Raw genomic sequence first — 14,150 nt, 5'->3', positions numbered from 1 at the left:
CTGGCGGAAGGGCTGCTCCTCAAAGAGGGGACACCCGGAACCGCAGCGGGAAGTGGCTCAGCGTGCCGGGCAGCGGCCGGTCCGGGGACAACCGGGCGGATTCCAGGGCGAAGGTGTGGTCGCGGAGCAGGCGGGCGAGCAGGGCGCTGCTCATCAGCAGCACCAGCTGGCGGCCGGGGCACCGCGCGGGGCCGTCACTGAAGGGAACCACGCCCCAGGTTTCAGGATCCCCGGACAACGCATCCTGCTGCAGCCAGAGGCCGGGATCGAAGGAATCGGCCTGGGGGAGCCGCCGGCCGTCCCGGTGGAAGTAGGGGACAAAAATGAGCACGCCGCAGCCTTCTGGCATGGTCCCGTTCTCCCAGGCGACCTGCCCGGTGGTCTGGCGGAGGATCATGGGCGTCGTTGGCCACAGGCGGACGGATTCCAGCAGGCAGGCGCGCAGGAACGGCAGGTTACGGCCACCGGAAGCATCGCCGGCGATCTCCTGCCTGGCCGTCGCCGCCTGGTCGGGATGGGTGGCCAGGAGCGCCAGGGCACGGAAGGCTGCTATTCCCGCCGCCTCGAAAGCGAACAGCCATTGCGGGACCTGGTCGCCTGGCGCGGAAGGGTCCGTGTCAGGCCTGCCGCGCATCACGGATGCCAGGCTGCCCGGGGCGGCGGCATCAATCCCTGCCCGCACGCGCCGGTGGAACTCCTTACGGACACTGTCCCTGCGTGGCTTCAGGCCGGACCAGTTGGCGTCCTTCCGCAGCCGGGCCAGCATGTCCGTCAGCTCGACGTCATCCCTGGCGGCATCGCCGAACACCACGCGCCGGACGGCACGGTGCCAGGCGGCGGTGAACAGCGGCCAGTCAAGCGTCCCGGTAGCGGCCCTGGCCGCGGAAAGCAGTGCATCTGCTTCCTCGTCAATGACCGGCAGGAAGGAATCCGCCAACCGGTGGACCGGGCTGGAGGTATCCAGCGCCTGCTCCTGCAGCGCACGGCGGGCAGTCCTCTCGGTTCCGGTGGAAACCAGTACGTTCCGGGGCTCGAAGTGCGCCAGTGCGCCCCGCTTTTCGCTGCTCGCCGTGGAGAAGGGTTCCGGTGACTCGGCCAGGACCCGGTGGAGCTGGTCCGGCCGCAGGACCAGCGCCTGCTTCCGGAAGGGCAGCCGGAGCAGCAGCGGCCCTGCCGGATACTTGCTGTCCAGCTTCTGCATCCGGGCCACAGCCCGCCGGTCAAGGTCCAGGCGCTCCGCGAGGGCCTCTGCCCGGGGCCGCCGGATCAGGGGACCTTTGGCCGCCGTCGGAAGGAAAACGTCCAACATGAACGACACTGTGTCGCGGATGCCGGCATGGGGTAGCGGACTCATCGTGCCTGCCTTGCTCTCGGGGAGGATGCCGGTGACGTACCCTTCCCGGACACAGCTACACGGGCCAGGTGGGCGGCCTTGGACCGGGGACCAGGCGCGCAGCCCTGGGCCCCGCTGCAGCCTTATCCGCCCACGGACCCTGCCGGCTTACCCGCCCGCCGACGCGGCGCCGGGGCCCGTGCCCTTCATCTGGTCCGCGTACGGTGCGTGGAGTGGCGGCTTCTCGGCGATGATTTCGTTGCAGGCCAAAGCCAGCAGGTCGCGCTGGATGACGGGCAGGGAGATCAGGCCCTGCAGGTACGCCTGGACCTCGTACTCGCCGGCGGAACCGGTCATGCTGAAGTACCGCAACCACAGTTCTCCCACGGTGATGTCAGCGGCGGCCAGGGCGCCCCTAAGCTGGCCGCGCTGCTCCGGTTCATGCGGATCAAACCCCACCGGGTGCCCCCTACGTTTCTGCAGGCGGCACCCTGGTGGCCAGTTGTTCACTGACCTGAACCAGGGTGTCCCCTGACACCCGAGCGTTTTGAATCAATTGCTGCAGGGCCCGGTCATAGCTGATGCCCTGCCGTTCCATCAGCATCCCGCAGGCGCGGTTGATGATGTCCCGGCTGGCCAGGCTTGCCTTGAGGCTTTCCGCCATCCGCAGCGGAGCTTCTGTTCCTTGGATATGGGCCAGAAGCGTGGCTGCCGTTTCAGCAAACAGGGACAAGGCGCGTCCGGTTGACTCGTCGTATTGGCTTGGCAGTGCCGAATAGATCTTGAAGGCACCCAGCGCTTCCTTGCCCGCCCACAGGGGCGCGCTTACCACCGACCGGACCGGGAGTGACGCCACAGCGGATTGCCAGCGCGGCCACCGGGTGTCAGTCAGGAGGTCGTCGATGATGACCACTTTTCCGGCCGCCCAGGCCGTAAGGCAGAGGCCCTCACCGAGCTCGTACTGGGAAGCGTCAAGCTGCTCCACCATCGCATCTGTGGCGGCGCTGCTCGTGCGCTTGCCGTCGGCATCCAGCAAGGACACCCCGGCACCGGGACTGCCCGGAAGCGACTCCTTGATCGCCTGGGCCAGGAGTGAGACGGCGCGGTCCACCTTCTCCTCCGTCAGCAGGAGCCCGCGGATCCGGGCCACGGCCATGGTCAGATCGTCCAGCGGCAGCTGCTTCATTCCGCTACCGGATCATGCTGGTCCGGGATCTCCATCTGGAACCCGCACGCACAGCGGAGCACACTGGTTGCCAGGTACACCCCCAAGGCCTCCGGCAGGCGGTCACTGACGTAGCTGCCGTGGATGGTGCGCATGTCCGCGCCCGCGATGCCCATCGGTTCGCCGCAATGCATGTAGTGCCCGTTGGCATACAGCACATCGAACTGCGTGGACATCAGGCCACCGCCGGGTAGCTGCTGAGGATGTAATCGGCCGCGGCAGGGCCCTTCATCCGCAGGTGGCAGTTCCGGATGTCCACGCCGCAGCGCAGCATTCCCGCCCGGAAGGCCTGGTCGGATTTCGGTGCCATGCCATGCAGGTCGGCCCAGCTGACATACAGGCCGTAGAGGCAGTCGGGGCCTAACGAAGATTCATCGAAGGGGTCGGGGGCCGTGGCTTCGTCCAGGAACTGCTGGAATTGCGATAACGCCATCTCAGGGCTCTTTCGCTCCTGCATCTTGTGCCGCCGTTGCACTACAGCAGCTGCTCCGTTCGGGCCTGTGCAGGGGGCCCGGGGGAGGACGGGGCATGATTCCCGTCACAATTCCGAATGTACCTGAGGTGTGGGGCGATGTACAGCGTGCCCTTCGTGGAGGGCCCTGTACCAAACTGCCATCCTCCGGGTACCGTAAAACAAGTAAGCGTACTTACTATGTTTGCCGAAGGATCCACGCAGAAAGGGAGGAACCATGAACGACTCACCCCAGGACAACAATGTTCCCCGCCACAGCGACCTGCCCCTTCCGGACTATGACCATCTGCCGGTGGGAACTCTGCCCACGCGGATCACGGGCCTGACGGAGGCGGACGTGCACCAATTGATCAGCTACGAAAAAGCGCACGGGAACCGGTTGCCCGTCCTGCAGGTCCTGGAACAGCGCCTTCAGGCCCTGCAGAACGGGGCGGAGCCAAGCGGCACCCGGACCCCGCCTACGCCTGAAGCGTCGGCCGGGCCGGGCACTCCGCAGCCGGCAAGCGTGCCTGGCCCTCCCGTGAACCCCCCGTCCCAGGGTGATCCGACCAATCCTGCGCAGCCGCGCTAACGGGATCGTAGAAGAAAAGGCGCGGATATGGCGGATGGACAGAGCGACGACGTCGGGCACCTGCGTGAGCGCGTCCAGTCGCGTGAGGCGGAGTTGGAGCGGCGCCTGGCCGAGTGGGTGCGGGTCCCGGGCATCCTGGGCGTACCCGAACACAGCCAGGACCTGCTCCGCTCCGCCACCTGGCTCGCCGCCGAATTCCGCGAAGTGGGCTTCCCCGTGGTGGACGTACTGCCCACGGGGGAGTCCCACGCCGTGTACGCGGAGTGGTGCCAGGCCCCCGGAGCGCCCACCGTCCTGGTCTACAGCCACCACGACGTCCGGGAGGTGAAGCCGGAGAACTGGGCAATGACGGCACCCTTTGAACCGGTGCTCCGCGAGGGCCGGCTGTACGGCCGGGGAAGCTCGGACGCCAAGGGCCAGATCCTGGCCCATTTGGAGGCGGTCCGGGCCCACCTGGAAGAGACCGGCACGCCGAAGATCAACCTGAAATTCCTTATCGAGGGGGAGGAGGAAGGCGGCTCAGCACACCTGGCCAAGCTGCTGGAGGACAACACGGAACGGTTCGCCGCAGACCTGGTCCTCTTCTCCGACACCCTCCTCTGGCATGCCCGGCACCCGGCCGTCTGTGTGAGCCTGCGCGGGATGCTCAGCGTGCACCTGGAGGTGTACGGGCCCGGGCGGGACGTGCACAGCGGCGCAGTGTCAGGCAACGCACCCAACCCCGCCTTCGAGCTTGGCCGGCTGCTGGGGCTCCTGCATGACCAGGACGGCCGGGTTGCAGTTCCGGGCTTTTACGACGACGTGGAGCCGCTCCCGGCCGATCTCCGAGACGCGCTGGCGGACCTGCCCTTCAGCGAGGAGGACTGGCTGGCCCGCTCCGAAACCCGCGCAATCACCGGTGAGAAGGGATATACCGTGCTGGAGCGGCTGTGGCTGCGTCCCGCCGTCGAGGTCACCTCCATCATTGCCGGCGACCCGCTGGGCGTGTCCCGCGCCGCCGTTCCCGCTGTAGCCTCGGCGGACCTCAGTTTCCGGACCGTTCCCGGCCAGCGTCTGGAAAAGATCGCGGAGCAGTTGCAGGAGTGGGTGGCCGCCACCATCGGCGACACCTATGGCTACAGCCTGGTTCCCGACCTGGAAACGGCCCAGGAACCGTACCGCACCCCGGACCATCCAGCGGTCGCCGCCCTGGAAAAGGCAATGGCGCTTGGTTTCAGCGCAGAACGGACGGGCCGGATGGGCAACGCCGGGGGCGGTCCCGCCGAGCTGCTCGGCCGCACCCTGGCGGCGCCCGTACTCTTTTTTGGCACCGGGCTGGTGGAGGACCACTGGCACGACAGTGACGAGTGCGCGAGTCTTGACGTCCTGATGAACGGGGCACTCACGCTGGCATGCTTCTGGGAGGAGCTTGCAACCATGCAATGGGAGAAGGGCGACGGCGGTGGACACCTACGGCAATGACGGTACAGGCGGCGCCGGCGCGGGGATGCGGACGTTTGGGATTGAGGAGGAGCTGCTCCTGGTGGACCCCGCGCACGGCGAAGCCGTGCCCATGGCGGGAGACCTCCTGAACCTGTACGTCCGCCCCTTTGAGGCCGGGGCCGGCCCAGTACTGACGGCTGAGTTCCAGCAGGAAATGATCGAGGTGGTTACCCCGCCGCACGCAACCCTGGCAACGCTTGAACAGGACATCGTTGCCGGACGGGCCATCGCCCAGCAGGCGGCTGCGGATGTTGGCGTCAGGGTGGCCGCGCTGGGCACCTCACCGCTCCCGGCGGACCCCCATCCCGTGCAGCTCCGGAGGTTCAAGGCGATGATGGAGGAGTACGGGCTGACCGCCCGGGAACAGCTGACCTGCGGCTGCCACATCCACGTCTCTGTGGAGTCGCCGGAGGAAGCCGTGGCGGTGCTGGACCGGATACGCATCTGGCTGCCGGTACTCATCGCGCTCAGTGCCAACTCACCGTTCTGGCATGGCAAGGACAGCGGCTACGCCAGCTACCGCTCCCAGGTGTGGAACCGCTGGCCCTCCGCCGGGCCACTGGAAATCCTGGGCACCCCGGACGCCTACCACCAGCTGGTGCACGACATGGTGAGCACGGGCGTGGCCCTGGACGAGGGCATGATCTACTTCGACGCCCGCCTCTCCCGGCACTACCCCACGGTGGAGATCCGGGTGGCCGACGTATGCCTGCGGCCGGAGAACACCGTGCTGCTGGCGGGAATCGCCAGGGGCCTGGTGGAAACGGCGGCGCGCGAATGGCGGGAGGGGACGCCGCCGGTGGCTGTGCCGTCCGCGCTGCTCCGGCTCGCCTGCTGGAAAGCCAGCCGCTGGGGCCTCCGGGGCGAGCTGCTCGATCCCCAAACGCACCGCCCGGCGCCCGCGCTCGCCGTCGTGAATTCATTGCTGAACCACATCCGCGGGGCGCTGGAGGACATGGATGACCTGCACCGGGTGGAGGACCTGGTGGACAGGGTGCTCGCCGGCGGCACCGGCGCGGTACGGCAGATCGAGGTGCTGCACCGCACCGGGGACCTGAAACGGGTGGTCCAGGACGCCGCGGACTGCACTGTGTCCTAAGCAAGGCGCAGGTCTTAACCCAAGGCGGAACGGGCGTCAGTACGTGGTTGCGTCGGGCAGGATCAGCGGCGGCAGCGGAGCCTGGTTGAAGTCGAAGTCGTTGACCAGGTCTCCCAGTTGCGGGTTGTTTTCGCGGACCCCGGGGCGGTTGTCCGGCCGCCCATCGGTGGCGGGGTTGAGACGTTCGCCGCCCAGGAAGTCGTCCTCGATGAACTTGAAGTAGGCGTCCTGGCTGAGGACCTGGTGGTCGATGTAGCCTTTCTTTGCGTAGGGACTGATCACCATGGCCGGTATTCTCAGGCCAAAACCGGCCTTGTCCACGACGGGTGGCTGGAGATGGTCGTAGAACCCGCCCCAGTCGTCCCAGTTCAGGAAGATGGCGGTGCTGTTCCAGTCCGGGCCGCTCATGATCGCGTTGACCAGCCCGGCAACATACTGCTGTCCGGTGCTGACCCTGGCCGGGGGATGTTCGCTGACCTCGTCGCTGGGCGCAATCCAACTGACGGCGGGCAGCCTGCCCTGCCGGGCGTCCTCGTAGAAACCACTCAGGGGTTTGATATTGCCCTGCTCGCCGTTCTCCTTGACCGTGTCGAAGTACGGAAGAGGATTCCAGCGGCCGGGCGTTTCGGCGTCCTGGTCAATGGGGTCGCAGGTGGCGGCATCGTTGCGGCAGTCCGGTTCTGTCCCGCTGAAGACGTAGTAAGCCCACGGCACGCCGTGTTTGTGGAGCAGGTAGGTCAGGTCGGTCCAGGCGTAGCTGGGGCGTTTCAGGTTCTTGGCTGCTGCCGCCAGCTTCTCCTTCAGGTCGGCCGGAAAGGTGGCTGCGTCCACCGCGGCCTTGCAGGTGGCGTAGGAATCGGTGCGTTTGCAGCTGGCGGTGGCCAATTGCTGGGCCTGGACGGCAAAGCCGGGGTCGGCGCCCGCTGCCTGGAGCGCATCCCGGCAGGGCTGCACCTCCGGGCCTGCCTGGCATTTGCCGATCAGGCTTCTCTCGAAGTCATCCTTCTCCGGTTCATTGTCAAGGCCTTCGAGTGCGTCGACGCACGACGACGGGTCCCCGGCCTTGGCGCACTTGGCCGACCATTCCGAGACCATGTACAGATGGGCCTGCAGGCTTCCCGCTGCGGCGGAGGTGAACATGTGGTCCTGCAGCACGAAGTTGTCGGCGTACGTCCAGTACGTTGGCAGTTGTTTCCGGTCGTGGTAGCCCATCACGTCGGTGCGCCTGGTCTTGTACGTGCAGTCAGTGGCAGTGGGCTCGCAGTGGGCCAGGTCCTTTTCCGCCTGGGCCACGAACCCGTCCATGGCCCCGTTGTTGATATCTGCCGCCGCGTCCGCCGGGCTGTGCGGGCCGCCGTCATTTTGGTCCGTGGAATCGTAGAACGGCGCCATGCAGCCGCCGTGTGCAGGGTCCGGAAGGCATACGGCGGGTTTGCCGTCCTTCATGGGTATCCCCTCGGCACCCGGATAGGTGCCGAAGTAGCTGTCGAAGGACCTGTTCTCCTGGGTAATGATCACCACATGCTTGATCTTGGAGATTCCCGTAGCCGTCCCGTTTGCGGCCGGTGCGCCGGGACGCAGCGTGGTGGAAAGTACGACGGCGAGAATCACCAAAACCGCCACCGTCACGGCAGCAGCCAGGACAGTCCGCCGTCGTCCCTTCCGTAGGATCCCCACCTTAGGAGGCCTGCCCGTAAACATCGGCGCCGAAGGTCTTCACACCGGGGTCGGCGGCCAAGCCGAGCCGGGGGAGGTGGAAGAGATCCTCGATGGTGGCCAGCAGGCTGTAATGGTTATAGGGCTGGTCTGACGAGGCGCCGGGAGCGCTGAACGGGGAGAGGACCAGCGCGCCCACCCTGCCCCCGGCGGCACCGCCCGCGGGGCTGCCTGCGTCGCCCTCGGAGGGGCCGGCCGTGCCCCCGTCGGCCTCGTCAAAGGTGATCACCAGCATGCCGTCCTGCTGGTACGCCGGGGATGACAGGATCGCGGGTACCTGGTCCTTGAGCCAGGCGTCCACGGCCTCCAGCCCGCCAGGGCTGCCGTCAGCGCAGTTCTCATCGTGGCCGTCGTGGCAGAGGTTGGGCGTGATGTAGACCAGGTTCGGTGTGGTGTCCACTGACTTCAAATCGCCCGCCAGTTTTGAGAAGTTGACCACGTTTTTGGCGCAATCCGGCGATGAGGTCATGGAGCGGAAGTAGACAAAGGGATTGTGGCGCGTGGCGTACATCATATTCGCGGTGGCCCGGATGTCGTTGTCAGCTTCTCCCAGGATCGGGTGCTCACAGGGCTGCTGCATGTCCTCCATGTAGCCCTTCCACGTTTTGCCCTGGGCGGTCAGCTGCCCGGCCACGGTCTGGGTGTCCTTCGGGTAGACGCAGCCGTTGCCGTGCAGCGTGCCGTCGGGGCCGGTGCCTGTGGCCCTGAACGCGGTGTAGGTGTGGCAGTCATCCCTGGTGCTCTTGTTGGGTGGCTGGCCGGATATCTGGGCCAGATAGTTGGGGAGCGAGTTGTGGCCTATGCCGTAGTAGTTCTGCAGCAGCACGCCCTGGCTCCGGAGCGTCCCGGACAGGTACGGGGCCGGCGAGCTGCCACCCCACACCAAGTCGTAGCCCTTGTTTTCGAGGTTGATAACGAACACATGCCCGGGCTGGCCCGATCGGCTTGGGGCCTGCGGCTGAACGCTGCTGGTCTGCGGAGGGGCCGGCGCGGGGGTGGCAGGTTCGCAGCCCGCCAGCGCGGATACCAAAAGGGGCGCCATCAGGAGCAGGGCGGGAGCAGGCCACCGGTGGGGCTTCATCCGGGGCGCTGAACGGTGTTCCATGTCCGGCCTCTTTTGGTCGCAGCTGTTGCCCTGCCCGTCCGGCCCGAAGAGCAGCCAGCCGGGCAGGAGTGGCACCCCAGCCTTGCCGCCACTCTTGCACACCGAGGCCGGGTTGTGCAGGGGCAATCGCTATGAATTCGCCGTGAATCCGTTCACGGGCCCGCCGCGACGGCCTGCAGCGTTCAGCTGACTTTTCGGCGGTAGGCAGCGGCGGCGGCCGTGATGGCCAGCAGGAGGATGCCGGCCAGCCAGGCGAGGGCGGTCCAGATGCCGGCGCCCACCGGTTCCTGCGCAAACAGGGCGCGGATGGTGTTGACAATGGAGGTCACCGGCTGGTTCTCGGCGAACCAGGCCACCGGGCCCGGCATGGAGCCGGTGGGAACGAAGGCCGAGCTGATGAACGGCAGGAAGATCAACGGATAGCTGAAGCCGCTGGCCCCGTCCACGGTTTTGGCCAGCAGTCCGGCGATAACGGCGACCCACGTCAGGGCCAGCGTGAAGAGGGCAAGGATTCCGACGACGGCGAGCCAGGCGGCCACGGATGCTCCGGTGCGGAAGCCCATCAGCAGGGCCACGCCCACCACGATGGCCAATGCGGTGAAGTTGGCGGCCAGGGAAGTGAGCACGTGGGCCCACAGCACACTGGGCCTTGCCACGGGCATGGACATGAACCGTTCGAAAATGCCGCCCTGCAGGTCCAGGAACAACCTGTAGGCGGTGTAGGCGACTCCGGACGAAATGGTGATCAGCAGGATGCCGGGGAGCAGGTAGTTGATGTACGGTCCGCCCGAGCCGGTGTTGATGGCCCCGCCGAAGACGTATACGAAGAGCAGCATCATGGCCACGGGCGTCACTGCCGTGGTGATGATGGTGTCCGGGCTGCGGAGGATGTGACGGAGCGAGCGGCCCGTCAGGACCCGGATGTCGCTGAAGACGTGGGTGGTCATCGGATGTCCTTTCCGACGAGGGCGAGGAAAACGTCCTCGAGTGAGGGTTGTTTTTCGACGTACTCGACGGTGGCGGCGGGGAGGAGCCGTTTGAGTTCGGCGAGGGTTCCGTCCTGGATGATGGTGCCCTGGTGCAGGATGGCGATGCGGTCGGCGAGGTGTTCGGCCTCGTCAAGGTACTGCGTGGTGAGCAGTACGGTGGTCCCCTGGGCGGCCAGCTGGCGTACGGTGTGCCACACTTCGAGGCGGGACTGCGGGTCCAGCCCCGTGGTGGGCTCATCGAGGAAGATGACCGGCGGGTTGCCGATCAGGCTCATGGCGATGTCCAGCCGCCGCCGCATGCCCCCTGAATAAGTGGATGTCCTGCGGTTCCCGGCTTCGGTGAGCGAAAACCTGTCCAGGAGCCCATCGGCGATCTCCGCAGGGTTGGGCAGATGCCGCAGCCTGGCCACCAGGACCAGGTTCTCCCGGCCCGTCAGCACGTCGTCCACCGCGGCGAACTGGCCCGTGAGGCTGATGGAGCCGCGCACCCCGGCCGGCTCCGCGCCGACGTCGTACCCGTTGACGGTGGCGGTACCCGCGTCCGCCCGCAGCAGCGTGGACAGGATGCGCACCAGCGTGGTCTTGCCGGCGCCGTTGGAGCCCAGGAGCGCGAAGATGCTTCCCGGCATTACGGCAAAGTCGACGCCCCGCAGCACATGCAGGTCCTTGAACGACTTTTCGATGCCCTGTACCCGGATGGCGGGCTGCAGGGCCTGGTCAGTGGTCATGGCGGGTCCTTTCGTATGAGTGGGCAGTCAGGCGCCGTCGGCGGTGGCCTGGTTGATGGCGTCCGTCAGCCGCTCGCGCTCCTTGTTGATCCATTGGCCGTCGGAGTAGTTGCGGATGAAGGTTTCGGCGAACTCCACCGGGTCGTCGCCCACGATGTCGCGGATCGGGGTGCCGTCCGCGGCTGCCCGCTCGATCAGGTCTGCGAGGTCCTCCAGCATCTGCATCAGGACATCGCCCTTGACGATGGCGCCGGCGTAGGTGAAGTACCGCTCCAGCGCGTCGATGGTGGTCCGGTAGCTGCCGGCCAGCTGCTCTTTGCGGGCCTTGTACTGACGCCAGCGCTTCTTGTCGTCGAAGGAGCCGGTAACTTTTTCAAGCCATCCCTGGGCCATGGTTATTCTCCTTTTTCCTGCGGGCGGTTGTTGTGGTGGAGGTGGTCGATGCGTTCGGCGAGGAAGCTCCAGGTAGTCCAAAACTCGTCCAGGTACGTGCCGCCCGCTTCATTCAGCGTGTAGACCTTGCGCGGCGGTCCCTTCTCGGAGGGGACCTTTGCCACGTCCACCAGGCCGCGCTGTTCGATGCGGACCAATAACGCGTACACCGTGCCCTCGACGATGCCGGAAAAGCCCTGCTCCCGCAGCCGGGCTGTGATTTCGTAACCGTAGGCGGGCTGCGCGGCGAGGATGGCAAGGACAATGCCCTCCAGGGTGCCCTTGAGCATCTCGGTCATTTGCTTACCCATCACAGGCTCCTGACTACTTAGTGATGATGACTACCACTAGATAGTAACACTGAGTACCGGAAGTGCAAGGGGATGCAAGGTCTTTCTGCCCTAGCACCTCCACGCTGCCCGGCGTTGACTTGGATTGCGGGCGGTGAACGCCCTCCCGGGACGGAAAGCGAAAGGCCTGCCGCCCGGAACCGAAAGGAAAATGCAGTGAAAAAGTGGTATCGGTGGCAGGACTACGCAACGGTTGCCGCCGGTCTCTTCACCGCCATCGCGGTCCTGTGGACACGGCAGCAGAACATGTCCACCACCTTCATGCTCCTCTTCGGCGGACTCCTGATCATCAGCGGCGTCATCAACCTGGCCATGCCCGGAACACCGGTCATGGAATACGCCCAGGCTGCCCTTGCCGCCCTGCTGATCCTCTCGCCGTGGATGGGCTCTTACACCGGCGCCACCGGCGCCGCGTGGACATCCTGGATTGCCGGCGCAGTGGCGCTGGTGGTCACCGCCGTGGCCATAAAGCCCAGCACGGATGCCCATCACAACCTCCGCATCTCGCATTAGCGCCAGGCCCCGCCATGCTCGTCGGCCAGGGAAAGGAACCGCGTACGGCGGGAGATGGTGATGGCTGCGTTTAATGACAGGTCCGACGCCGGGCGGCGGCTGGGCAGGCGGCTTGCCGGCCTGCGCGGCCGGGACGTCGTGGTGCTGGGCCTGCCCCGCGGCGGCGTTCCCGTGGCATTCGAGGTAGCCAACGCCCTCGACGCGCCACTGGACGTGATCGTGGTGCGGAAACTGGGGGTTCCGTTCCAGCCCGAGGTGGCCATGGGAGCCGTCGGGGAGGGCGGCATCCGGGTCCTGGATCGGCGCACCATGTCCATGGCCCGGGTTTCCCAGGAGGACCTGCAGCAGGTGGAACGGCAGGAACGCGAACTGCTGGAGAACAGGGTGGCACGGTTCCGCCAGGGGCGCCGCCGGATTGACCTCACCGGACGCACCGCGGTGATCGTGGACGACGGCATCGCCACCGGCTCCACCGCCAGGGCGGCCTGCCAGGTGGCCCGGCAACTCGGGGCGGCGCACGTCATCCTTGCGGTGCCCGTTGCTCCCGCCCGCGCCATCGTGGAACTTAAGGAACCTGACGACGTCGTCTGCCTGCTTTCGCCCCAGGACTTCCAGGCCGTGGGCTACTACTACCACGACTTCTCGCCCACGGACGACGGCGAGGTGGTGCAGCTGCTGGATGCCGCTGCGCCCGCACCGCTCCACCTCGCCGGGGACAGCGCGGACGGCAGCCTGGCGGACGAGGTCGACATCCCCGCAGGCGGTGCAGTCCTGCGCGCCAGCCTCTACCTGCCGGCCAGGTGCGACGGTACGGTCCTTTTCGCCCACGGCAGCGGAAGCAGCCGGCACAGCCCCCGCAACCGCTTTGTTGCCTCTGTCCTGCACGGGGCAGGCCTGGGCACGCTGCTTCTTGACCTGCTCACGCCCGAAGAGGAGGTCAACCGGGCCAATGTGTTCGACATCGGCCTGTTGGCCCAGCGCCTCTCCTTCGCAACCCACTGGCTGGAAGCGCGGCATGATGGTTCCGCCGGCCGGATCGGCTACTTCGGTGCCAGCACCGGCGCCGGCGCCGCGCTCTGGGCCGCAGCCGAGCCCGGCGCCCAAGTGGCCGCCGTCGTTTCCCGTGGCGGCCGGCCGGATCTGGCCGGGCCGCGGCTGGCCGCCGTGAAAGCTCCCACCCTGCTCATCGTTGGCGGTGCCGATGAAAACGTGCTGGCCCTGAACCGCCAGGCCATGGCAGGCATGCAGGCCCCCACCCGGCTGGAAATCATCCCGGGGGCCACCCACCTCTTCGAGGAACCCGGCACCCTGGCCACGGCGGCGAGCCTGGCCGCGGACTGGTTCCGGCAGCACCTCCTGCCGTCGCCGGTGGGGCGGTCCATCCCGGAGGCCAGGGAGTGAAGGCCGAAGCCACCGGCTGATGCCCGCGGCCGCGCGCGGCCGGTAGTGCCCGCAGCACCTATGTGATCTACTGCTAAGTAGCCTGACTATCTGTTGCTGTTATCAAGGGAGCTCCCGCTGATGTCCGAACTGTCCGCTCTTGCCCTGGTTTGTACCCTGACCCCCTCCCCGGAACCCTCCAGCAGCGAACTGATGGCCCAGCACATCCTGGACGAGCTCGAAGGCCAGGGCGTCACCACGGAGTCAGTGCGCGTCGTTGACTTTGACGTGAAGCGCGGCGTGCAGGTGGACATGGGCAACGGGGACCAGTGGCCCGCGATCCGCGCGAGGATCCTGGCCGCGGACATCCTGGTCTTCTCCACCCCCATCTGGATGGACCACCCGTGCAGCGTGGCCCAGCAGGTCATGGAGCGCCTGGATGCCGACCTGTCCGAAACGGACGACGACGGTCGGCCCATCATGTACGGGAACGTCGCCACCGTGGCCGTGGTGGGCAACGAGGACGGAGCGCACAAGACCATCGCCGACATGATGCAGGGCCTGAACGACGTCGGCTTCAGCCTTCCCGCGCAGGGCGGCACTTACTGGGTAGGCGAGGCCATGCAGACCGTGGACTTCAAGGACCTGGACCAGGTGCCTGATCCCGTGGCCTCCACCAATTCGGGGCTGGCCCGCAACGCGGTGCACCTGGCCCGGTACCTGCGCTCCAACCAGTACCCCGCCAAGTAGCGCGG

At 66.8% G+C, this 14,150-nt stretch carries 17 protein-coding genes; 6 read left to right on the top strand and 11 right to left on the bottom strand.

The window, feature by feature from the left end; genetic code table 11:
* Window positions 1–19: 19 nt before the first annotated feature.
* The 5 genes from Q9R31_RS04030 to Q9R31_RS04010 form a co-directional block, all read right to left on the bottom strand.
* Window positions 20–1,354 (bottom strand): cytochrome P450, encoded by a 1,335-nt coding sequence (locus Q9R31_RS04030; RefSeq protein WP_311261437.1) that lies wholly within the window; start codon window positions 1,352–1,354, stop codon window positions 20–22.
* A gap of 147 nt (window positions 1,355–1,501) precedes the next feature.
* Window positions 1,502–1,792: a hypothetical protein gene (locus Q9R31_RS04025; RefSeq protein ID WP_311261436.1), complete on the bottom strand. Its 291-nt coding sequence runs from the start codon at window positions 1,790–1,792 to the stop codon at window positions 1,502–1,504.
* A 10-nt stretch (window positions 1,793–1,802) separates the two neighbouring features.
* Window positions 1,803–2,519 carry a GAF and ANTAR domain-containing protein gene (locus Q9R31_RS04020; RefSeq protein ID WP_311261435.1) on the bottom strand — a complete coding sequence of 239 codons (717 nt, stop codon included), beginning with the start codon at window positions 2,517–2,519 and terminating at the stop codon, window positions 1,803–1,805.
* Window positions 2,516–2,734 (bottom strand): hypothetical protein, encoded by a 219-nt coding sequence (locus Q9R31_RS04015; RefSeq protein WP_311261434.1) that lies wholly within the window; start codon window positions 2,732–2,734, stop codon window positions 2,516–2,518. Before Q9R31_RS04015 ends, Q9R31_RS04020 begins: the two co-directional genes overlap by 4 nt.
* Complete coding sequence (locus Q9R31_RS04010) at window positions 2,734–2,991, bottom strand: hypothetical protein (RefSeq protein WP_311261433.1); 258 nt, start codon at window positions 2,989–2,991, stop codon at window positions 2,734–2,736. The genes Q9R31_RS04015 and Q9R31_RS04010 overlap by 1 nt, the downstream gene beginning before the upstream one ends.
* A 256-nt stretch (window positions 2,992–3,247) precedes the next feature.
* On the opposite strand from Q9R31_RS04010, the gene Q9R31_RS04005 reads away from it, so the two are divergent.
* Genes Q9R31_RS04005 through Q9R31_RS03995 form a run of 3 tightly spaced genes read left to right on the top strand, consistent with a single transcriptional unit; the run spans window position 3,248 to window position 6,182 of the window.
* Entirely contained in the window at window positions 3,248–3,601 is a 354-nt protein-coding gene (locus Q9R31_RS04005) for a hypothetical protein (protein WP_311261432.1), read from the top strand.
* Window positions 3,602–3,628: 27 nt separating this feature from the next.
* Complete coding sequence (locus Q9R31_RS04000; RefSeq protein WP_311261431.1) at window positions 3,629–5,062, top strand: M20/M25/M40 family metallo-hydrolase; 1,434 nt, start codon at window positions 3,629–3,631, stop codon at window positions 5,060–5,062.
* On the top strand, window positions 5,043–6,182 hold the full coding sequence (locus tag Q9R31_RS03995; protein WP_311261430.1) for a glutamate--cysteine ligase: 1,140 nt from the start codon (window positions 5,043–5,045) through the stop codon (window positions 6,180–6,182). The genes Q9R31_RS04000 and Q9R31_RS03995 overlap by 20 nt, the downstream gene beginning before the upstream one ends.
* 36 nt (window positions 6,183–6,218) lie before the next feature.
* Here the strand turns inward: Q9R31_RS03995 and Q9R31_RS03990 are convergent, their stop codons facing one another.
* From Q9R31_RS03990 to Q9R31_RS03965, 6 genes are all read right to left on the bottom strand, one after another.
* Complete coding sequence (locus tag Q9R31_RS03990) at window positions 6,219–7,859, bottom strand: alkaline phosphatase family protein (protein WP_311261429.1); 1,641 nt, start codon at window positions 7,857–7,859, stop codon at window positions 6,219–6,221.
* A 1-nt stretch (window position 7,860) separates the two neighbouring features.
* On the bottom strand, window positions 7,861–9,003 hold the full coding sequence (locus Q9R31_RS03985) for an alkaline phosphatase family protein (RefSeq protein ID WP_311261428.1): 1,143 nt from the start codon (window positions 9,001–9,003) through the stop codon (window positions 7,861–7,863).
* A 182-nt stretch (window positions 9,004–9,185) separates the two neighbouring features.
* A complete protein-coding gene (locus tag Q9R31_RS03980) occupies window positions 9,186–9,950 on the bottom strand; it encodes an ABC transporter permease (protein ID WP_311261427.1) in 765 nt (254 codons plus the stop codon).
* On the bottom strand, window positions 9,947–10,720 hold the full coding sequence (locus tag Q9R31_RS03975; RefSeq protein ID WP_311261426.1) for an ATP-binding cassette domain-containing protein: 774 nt from the start codon (window positions 10,718–10,720) through the stop codon (window positions 9,947–9,949). The genes Q9R31_RS03980 and Q9R31_RS03975 overlap by 4 nt, the downstream gene beginning before the upstream one ends.
* Window positions 10,721–10,747: 27 nt before the next feature.
* A complete protein-coding gene (locus Q9R31_RS03970) occupies window positions 10,748–11,113 on the bottom strand; it encodes a DUF1048 domain-containing protein (RefSeq protein ID WP_311261425.1) in 366 nt (121 codons plus the stop codon).
* A gap of 2 nt (window positions 11,114–11,115) precedes the next feature.
* Complete coding sequence (locus tag Q9R31_RS03965; RefSeq protein WP_311261424.1) at window positions 11,116–11,463, bottom strand: PadR family transcriptional regulator; 348 nt, start codon at window positions 11,461–11,463, stop codon at window positions 11,116–11,118.
* Between the two features lie 195 nt (window positions 11,464–11,658).
* Here Q9R31_RS03965 and Q9R31_RS03960 point away from each other — a divergent pair, with 195 nt between their 5' ends.
* The 3 genes from Q9R31_RS03960 to Q9R31_RS03950 all read left to right on the top strand — a co-directional run bounded on the left by Q9R31_RS03960 (window position 11,659) and on the right by Q9R31_RS03950 (window position 14,145).
* Window positions 11,659–12,015, top strand: coding sequence for an SPW repeat protein (locus Q9R31_RS03960; RefSeq protein WP_311261423.1), 357 nt, complete (start codon window positions 11,659–11,661; stop codon window positions 12,013–12,015).
* Between the two features lie 60 nt (window positions 12,016–12,075).
* Window positions 12,076–13,416 (top strand): phosphoribosyltransferase, encoded by a 1,341-nt coding sequence (locus Q9R31_RS03955; protein WP_311261422.1) that lies wholly within the window; start codon window positions 12,076–12,078, stop codon window positions 13,414–13,416.
* 120 nt (window positions 13,417–13,536) lie between these two features.
* Window positions 13,537–14,145, top strand: a complete 609-nt coding sequence (locus Q9R31_RS03950) for an NAD(P)H-dependent oxidoreductase (protein WP_311261421.1) — start codon at window positions 13,537–13,539, stop codon at window positions 14,143–14,145.
* The last annotated feature ends 5 nt before the right edge of the window (window positions 14,146–14,150 follow it).

The organism is Pseudarthrobacter sp. BRE9 (assembly GCF_031844305.1).
GTDB lineage: Bacteria > Actinomycetota > Actinomycetes > Actinomycetales > Micrococcaceae > Arthrobacter.
Note: the sequence above shows the minus strand (reverse complement) of the source record. Positions and strands in the feature narration are given on the sequence as shown.